This is a genomic window from Nostoc sp. NMS8 (assembly GCF_017115045.1).
In the GTDB taxonomy this organism is placed as follows: domain Bacteria; phylum Cyanobacteriota; class Cyanobacteriia; order Cyanobacteriales; family Nostocaceae; genus Nostoc.
The window spans coordinates 238,264-245,533 of the sequence record NZ_JABXKK010000090.1 but is presented as its reverse complement, the minus strand read 5'-3'; the positions used below and the strand labels follow the sequence as shown (position 1 = coordinate 245,533).

Here is a 7,270-nt window from a genome sequence, read left to right as displayed (position 1 = left end):
GTCAACCTTTTCATCCTTGAGGATTTTGGCGATGTCAGGGATGTATTGAGCCGCCGCCTGCCCCAAGTTGCCCAATGTCTCTACCGCACTGCTACGAACTCTGAAGTCAACCTTTTCATCCTTGAGGATTTTGGCAATTTTCTGTGCTATGTCCTCCGGTTTCTTAACCACGGTTTTCAAGTCTTTTAGCTCATATTCAGCTAATTCGTCAAAAGCATGTTGCTTCACTTTGTCGTAGCTGTCGTCAAGGGCTGCTACTATGCCGTTAATCTGCCAATCTTGGGGTTTGGGTTTGGGGGTTTCTTTGGCGCTAACCCAAGGTAGACAAAGGAGGAAAGAAAGGATAAAGGCTAAAGGATAAAGGATAAGGGGGGAAGGCTTGCTGCGGTAGCGGGGAGTTGTGAGCATAATTTGGGGCAAGGTGGCAGATTACACACTCTTATGAGTATAATAACAACCTTGCAATTCTTAATTCCTGATTGAGAATGCAATTTGGTATCAACAAGTAGTAGGCGATCTGCATTCACAAGTATCAAAGACTCGTCCGCGAGTATAAAAGACTTGTCCACGAGTATAAAAGACTCTCGCGCGAGTATCAAAGACTCGTCCACGAGTATCGAAGACTCGCTCACGAGTATCAAAGACTTGTCCACGAGTATCAAAGACTTGTCCACAAGTATCAAAGACTCGTCCACGAGTATCAAAGACTCGTCTACGAGTATCAAAGACTCTCGCACGAGTATCAAAGACTCTCGCACGAGTAAGTAGATGGACAAAAATATTTACAGTCATTGCAAACGAAGAGAAGCAATCCCAGCTCTTGCGATTGCTTCATTCCGCTTCGCTCCATTCGCAATGACGTTGTGTAATTAATTCTGTTCTACTACTTATTAAAGACTTGTACAGAAGTTGACAACATAAAAAGGGGAAAAGAAAAGGAATTAAATCTCCCTTTAACTTTTCCCCTTTTACTCTTCCGGTATCTCTGGCAAAGTTTAGAGTCTATGAACCAGAAGCAGTTTTAACAGGTTTACTTTTAATAGCTTTAAACCGTTCCCCTAACTGTTCAGCAATAGTTTTTAACCCTGGAGTTTTCTTAGCAGCAGTCTTCACGTAATCATAAACTGTCAAACTGCTGCCCATTGCTTCGCTGCCGACTGCCATTAAGGTATCATCTACTTGTTCTGTCAGTTGTCGCAATCCAATCAAAAGCTCAGTAAGTGTGATTGCTAATTGATAATCCCGCACAAAATCATCTACATCAAAGCTGGCTGGTAAAATGTCTTGGTTAGATTGGGCAGTAGTCAGGCTGGTGTTGACAAAAGCTAGGCTTTTATCGCCCATCTTAAATAACTTGCGTCGTTCTTCCACACTCAAGGTAACGAGAAAAGGCATCTTTGCTTGGATAGTCGCAAAGGCTGCTTTAATTTCTTGGATATCTGCTGGGGAAAGGGAGGCGTTAATGTTTTGGTAAGCCATTGGTTATTTACTGTGGTGAATCTATTTGTTATGATTCCCACTGAATAAATGCGATCGCACAAATTGGGGCATGGGGAGTAGGGATAACCTCTCTAGTTGTACACACAAGTCGAATTACCCCCCTTAATCCGATGTATTGGGGGGAAAAAGAAATCTAGTCCCCTCCCCTTTCCAAGGCTACGGTGTACACACAAGTCAGATCCAGTTTTAGTTTTATCCCAATACGCTTGGGATAAGCCAGAAAGCCCTCATGTAGAGACGCGATTTATCGCGTCTAAAAGACTGACACGTTAGAGAGACGCGTTAGAGAGACACGTTACAATACGTTTCGGTTAACCTGTTTGTCTCTCGAAGATCCCCCCAACCCCCCTTAAAAAGGGGGGCTTTTTATGAATCTTTACCCCCTTTTTAAGGGGGTCGCCGCAGGCGGGGGGATCTTATCCGAACCGTATAGAGACGCGATAAATTGCCGTCTCTACAAAGAATTTACTCATGCCATCCATCCCCCATCCAATTCGTATCGAAACATTAAGGAATATTGCATTTGTGCAGAAACCTGAAGGTAAACCGCCAAATCACTAGAAAGACCGTGGTAGTATGCTCTCGGTAAATGTGAAGATTGGGAGAAAGACCTTTGACACTACGGGTTGCTGTTATTGGGTCAGGCCCTGCTGGTTCATCTGCCGCAGAAACACTGGCAGCCTCTGGGATTGAAACCTACCTGTTTGAGCGGAAGCTAGACAATGCAAAGCCTTGCGGGGGTGCAATTCCCCTCTGTATGGTGAGTGAGTTTGACTTACCACCAGAGATTATCGATCGCCGGGTACGGAAGATGAAAATGATTTCGCCTTCCAATCGGGAGGTTGATATTAATCTGGTAAATGAAGATGAATATATAGGAATGTGCCGCCGGGAAGTGCTAGATGGCTTTTTGCGCGATCGCGCGGCAAAACTAGGCGCAAATTTAATTAATGCCACTGTTCATAAACTCGATATACCAGGAAACAATACTGATCCTTATACCATTCATTACATTGACCATACAGAAGGCATATCACAGGGTATTGCTAAAACCCTAAAGGTAGATTTAGTAATTGGGGCAGACGGGGCTAATTCTCGCGTTGCTAAAGAAATGGACGCTGGGGATTACAATTATGCGATCGCTTTCCAAGAGCGAATTCGCTTACCCGAAGACAAAATGGCCTACTATAACGACCTCGCCGAAATGTATGTCGGTGATGACGTTTCTACTGACTTCTACGCTTGGGTTTTCCCCAAATATGACCACGTAGCTGTCGGTACTGGTACAATGCACATCAATAAAGCCAGCATCAAACAGTTACAAGCTGGTATCCGCGCCCGTGCTTCCGAGAAGCTAGCAGGCGGTAAAATCATCAAAGTTGAAGCCCATCCCATTCCTGAACATCCCCGTCCCCGTCGTGTTGTCGGTCGCATTGCTTTGGTGGGAGATGCTGCTGGTTACGTTACCAAGTCCTCTGGTGAAGGTATTTATTTTGCCGCTAAATCTGGGCGGATGTGTGCCGAAACCATTGTGGAAACATCTAATGGTGGTAGCCGCATTCCTACAGAAGGCGACCTTAAGGTTTACCTAAAGCGTTGGGATAAAAGATACGGACTCACTTACAAGGTGTTGGACATTCTACAAACCGTATTCTATCGTTCCGATGCCACCCGCGAAGCGTTTGTGGAAATGTGTGATGACCTCGATGTACAACGGCTAACATTCGATAGCTATTTGTATAAAACGGTTGTCCCAGCTAATCCCATCACCCAATTGAAAATTACTGCCAAAACTATTGGTAGTCTCATTCGGGGTAATGCCCTTGCACCTTAATTGAGTGTGGAATCCTGTAACTCCCTGGTTCAATACTGTTCGGTTAATACAAGAGACGCGACGCCAGTCGCTACAACGGGGGGAACCCCGCAACGCGCTGGCTTATGAATCGCCGTCTCTACAAAAGATTAATTATTGTAGAGACGGCGATTTATCGCATCTTTGTGATGAAACAATAAATAAGTACTTCTACTTGTACTCCTGCAAAGCCCCTAATCTGCGAATTCCCGGCCAAATCGCGGCTGTAGCAATTACTACTAAAATTGTGCCAATTCCACCACCCACAACGGAAATCACCGGGCCAAATAAAGCCGCAGTTAAGCCAGACTCAAAGCCTCCCAATTCATTGGAGGCACTAATAAATACGCTATTAATCGCAGCAACCCGACCACGTAAATGATCTGGTGTTCTGATTTGAACTAATGTATGGCGAATTACAACGCTAATACTATCTAGTGCGCCACCAAGGATCAGCATCAACATAGACAACCAAAAGGAATGAGAAAGTCCAAAGATAATTGTGACAACTCCAAAGCCAACCACTGACCACAATAAGGCTGGGCCTGCTTTGCGTAATGGTGGTAAATACGCCAGAGTAATGGCCATAGTCAAAGCACCGATAGAATGGGCTGCTTGTAGATATCCCAACTCCATTGGCCCCACATGTAAAATATCTTTAGCAAAGATGGGTAGCAAGGCGATCGCACCACCCAACAAGACAGCAAACATATCCAACGTAATCGCTGCTAAAATTAACTGATTCTGCCAAACAAATTTAGCACCGGCTGCAAGTGCTTGAAATGAGATTGGTTCCTTTGCACGGATGGCTTTTTGCTCTTTGATTGCCAGAGTTAAAATAAAACACAGCAAGGCGGCGATCGCAGCTAATACATAAACTCCTGTAGCACTTCCCAGCAGCGCAATCCCGAATCCCCCGAAGGCTGGGCCAATAACAGCAGCCAATTGAAAGCTACTACTATTCCAAGTCGCTGCATTGGTAAAAACACTGAGAGGTATTAATTGCCACATCAAAGCATCACTAGCAGGTTTGAGGAATGCCCTAGCGACACCTGTTAATACTAAGCAAGCGTAAATGAGAAAAATTGCACCTTGAGTATAGGAAAGCACTGCCAAAGCTAGCGAACAGAGAGCTAACAATATCACTGACAATAGCGTGGTAAGTTTGCGATCGCGGCGATCGGCAACATCTCCAGCAATTAAGGTGAGAATAATCATCGGCAAGACTTGCGCCAACCCGACACCACCTAAAGCGATCGCTGAGTTAGTTCGCTCATACAGTTCCCAGCCGATGGCTACAGTTTGCATTTGCGACCCCACGAACAGCACTAGCCGTCCAATGGTAAATAGCCGATAGTCTCGAAACTTAAAGGCTGCAAAGGGATCGTGCTGTACAACCTCGGAGTTATGGGGCTTTGAGTTCTGTTTTCTCGAAGACATTTTTTAGTAGAGTTAAGCCTTCTTCAATATTGGAAATTTGCTCTTCTGTCAGACCTTTTAACAAGTCGGTAATATGAGCGCGCGTTTGGTCTTGGGATTGCTTCAAATGATGCTTTCCATCTTCAGTTAAACTGAGCAGCACCCGCCGCCGCTCTTGAGGATGATCGCAGCGTTTTACGAAGTCGCGTTGTACCAAGCGTTCTATGGTTGCTGATGCGGTAGCAGAGGTGACACCTAAATGCTCTGCCAGGTCAGATAAGGAAGCGCCAGGATTGCGGTTGATAAATGCTAGCGATCGCAACTGAGGTATAGATAAAAAAGCAGCGCTGTGGGCACGCATATCCGCTCGGATAAACCGCATCATTAATGGAACTGTTTCCATTACTCTAGCGGCACATTCTTCGGAAGTTGCACCTTGAGTAGGTTTATCCAAGGTCATGGGCTTGTTGTTCTCCTGATTACATCGCCACCACTGGATTGAGTCGTCTACCAATGATGGCTAAAATTATTAGTGTTAATAAGAGAATTGTACAATCCAGACCAAAGCGATAGCCGCTATTTCCATTAGGGATTACATTGCTACCCGTGGATAAAGTCGTCCACCGATAGTAGCTAAGATGACTAATGTTAGTAAGAGGATTGCCAAATCCCAACCAAAACCATAAACGCTGACTCCATCCACTAGCATGGCGCTACGTAAAGCATCAACCTGATAAGTTAAGGGATTCAAGTGGGAAATAAACTTTAACCAGTCGGGCATCATTGAGATTGGATAAATAGCATTGCTGGCAAAAAATAACGGCATGGTTAACATTTGTCCAATTCCGGTCATCCGCTCTCTGGTTTTTGCCAAACAGCCAATAATTAAGGAAAAAAGACAAAAGCAAGCCGCTCCCAGCATCACTATCAATAGCACTTGCAGAAAAGCTAGAGGATGGAGATTTAGTTTTACACCTAAGATAAAAGACAACACATAAATTACTGCTACTTGTGATAAGCACCGTACCCCACATGCGAGAGCTTTACCCAAGACCATTGCTACACGAGGGGTAGGACTTGCAAGAAATTTATGCACAATCCCTAAATCTCGTTCCCAAATTAGTGTCATTCCCCCGGTAAAAATAGCCACATACAACACGCTTTGAGCGAGAATGCCAGCAGCCATAAAATCTAAATATGGTAAGTTCCCTGTGGGAATTTCCCGAATTTTGGAGAAAACTTGCCCAAAAATCAGCAACCATAATGACGGTTGTACCGATCTGACTACTAAATCAGTGGGATCGTGGCGGAGTTTACGCACTTCCAATTCTGCGATCGCCAGGGTTTTTGTAACTAACTCTTTAATTGCAGAGATCACATTGGCTCGGTGAGTGGGTGGTGATTTAACCCAACCGTTGAGCAGTACGTCTGGTTCTTGCTGTGTCACGGTAGTTCACTCCTGATGTTAACTGGTCGCCTGTATAGTAAATAAAGACATCATCCAAAGTTGCGTTTGGTTTATCTAAAGAAGCTTTTAAGTCGCTTGGTGTACCCGTGGTAACGACTTCACCTTGCTGCATAATCGCCACTCGATTACACAAGCTATCTGCTTCTTCTAAAAAATGGGTTGTTAAAAATATAGTTGTGCCGTAATCAACACAGAGTTGCTGTACAAGTTGCCATACTTGAGTTCGAGCAATGGGATCTAAGCCGACAGTCGGCTCATCAAGAAACAGAATTTGGGGTTGATGTAAAACTGATATGCCGATTTCCAGCTTGCGGATCATCCCACCAGAGTAGTTTCGTACCAAGCGTTTTGCTGCATCTTGCAAACCCATGTATTCTAGAATTTCATAGATGCGGCGATCGCGTCCTTTGGCAGGTATTCCATACAGCTTGGCGAAGATTAAGAGATTTTCGTAACCCGTGAGGCTACCATCAGCAGAGAGCGCCTGAGGTACATAGCCGATAGCCCTTCTCACAGGATTAGATTGGCGAGTCACATCATAGCCAGCCAGAGTTGCTGTTCCTGCACTGGGAGGCAGTAAAGTTGTCAACATCTTAATAACTGTACTTTTCCCGGCTCCATTGGGGCCAAGCAGGCCAAATACTTCACCCTGTTCCACAGATATGCTGAGATTATTAACAGCCGTTAACTTACCAAAACGGCGCGTGAGTCCCTGAGTTTCCAAAATCAGCGGTTTTGGCTCGCTAGGAGGTTCTGACCGATTTATTTTTCCCGTCAGTATTGTCACAAGTTTGATGCACTTCCATTAATTAGTTAAGCTAACTATTAGCTTCTCAATATATTTGTCTGAAGTCAATAGACTTGTTACAAAAATCTGAATCAGAGTAAAAAGAAACTCAGTAGAGTGGCGGCGAAGTTATTGATGGGCGAAATATCACTGACAAATTAACCCCAAACACTTGCTAGGATAGTTAATAGGTGAAAAATTTTCAGAATACCTACTGCTGCTCAGTTAAAAAGTCTATGCCACA

Annotated in this window: 8 protein-coding genes; 1 reads left to right on the top strand and 7 read right to left on the bottom strand. The window is 44.5% G+C overall.

Annotated features, from left to right (window positions below):
* The 3 genes from HWQ39_RS19840 to HWQ39_RS19830 form a co-directional block, all read right to left on the bottom strand.
* Positions 1-408 (bottom strand): HEAT repeat domain-containing protein (locus HWQ39_RS19840; RefSeq protein ID WP_292848771.1); only part of this gene is annotated, 408 nt, incomplete at its 3' end.
* Positions 409-498: 90 nt separating this feature from the next.
* Complete coding sequence (locus HWQ39_RS19835) at positions 499-792, bottom strand: hypothetical protein (protein ID WP_292848768.1); 294 nt, start codon at positions 790-792, stop codon at positions 499-501.
* A gap of 210 nt (positions 793-1,002) precedes the next feature.
* The gene (locus HWQ39_RS19830; protein WP_292848765.1) at positions 1,003-1,479 is read right to left on the bottom strand and encodes a hypothetical protein; all 477 of its coding nucleotides are present in this window, start codon (positions 1,477-1,479) and stop codon (positions 1,003-1,005) included.
* A gap of 634 nt (positions 1,480-2,113) precedes the next feature.
* On the opposite strand from HWQ39_RS19830, the gene chlP reads away from it, so the two are divergent.
* On the top strand, positions 2,114-3,334 hold the full coding sequence (gene chlP / locus HWQ39_RS19825) for a geranylgeranyl reductase (RefSeq protein WP_179065796.1): 1,221 nt from the start codon (positions 2,114-2,116) through the stop codon (positions 3,332-3,334).
* Between the two features lie 189 nt (positions 3,335-3,523).
* Here the strand turns inward: chlP and HWQ39_RS19820 are convergent, their stop codons facing one another.
* The 4 genes from HWQ39_RS19820 to HWQ39_RS19805 form a co-directional block, all read right to left on the bottom strand.
* Positions 3,524-4,792, bottom strand: coding sequence for an MFS transporter (locus HWQ39_RS19820; RefSeq protein WP_292848761.1), 1,269 nt, complete (start codon positions 4,790-4,792; stop codon positions 3,524-3,526).
* On the bottom strand, positions 4,758-5,231 hold the full coding sequence (locus tag HWQ39_RS19815; RefSeq protein ID WP_179066503.1) for a MarR family transcriptional regulator: 474 nt from the start codon (positions 5,229-5,231) through the stop codon (positions 4,758-4,760). Before HWQ39_RS19815 ends, HWQ39_RS19820 begins: the two co-directional genes overlap by 35 nt.
* Before the next feature lie 132 nt (positions 5,232-5,363).
* A complete protein-coding gene (locus tag HWQ39_RS19810; protein WP_292848756.1) occupies positions 5,364-6,218 on the bottom strand; it encodes an ABC transporter permease in 855 nt (284 codons plus the stop codon).
* Positions 6,175-7,026: an ATP-binding cassette domain-containing protein gene (locus HWQ39_RS19805; RefSeq protein ID WP_292848753.1), complete on the bottom strand. Its 852-nt coding sequence runs from the start codon at positions 7,024-7,026 to the stop codon at positions 6,175-6,177. The genes HWQ39_RS19810 and HWQ39_RS19805 overlap by 44 nt, the downstream gene beginning before the upstream one ends.
* Positions 7,027-7,270: the final 244 nt, after the last annotated feature.

Excerpts from the sequence above, each read along its gene's own strand:
- HWQ39_RS19820 (WP_292848761.1), bottom strand. The coding sequence starts at position 4,792 with ATGTCTTCGAGAAAACAGAACTCAAAGCCCCATAACTCCGAGGTTGTA.
- HWQ39_RS19835 (WP_292848768.1), bottom strand. The coding sequence starts at position 792 with ATGACTGTAAATATTTTTGTCCATCTACTTACTCGTGCGAGAGTCTTT.
- HWQ39_RS19830 (WP_292848765.1), bottom strand. The coding sequence starts at position 1,479 with ATGGCTTACCAAAACATTAACGCCTCCCTTTCCCCAGCAGATATCCAA.
- HWQ39_RS19815 (WP_179066503.1), bottom strand. The coding sequence starts at position 5,231 with ATGACCTTGGATAAACCTACTCAAGGTGCAACTTCCGAAGAATGTGCC.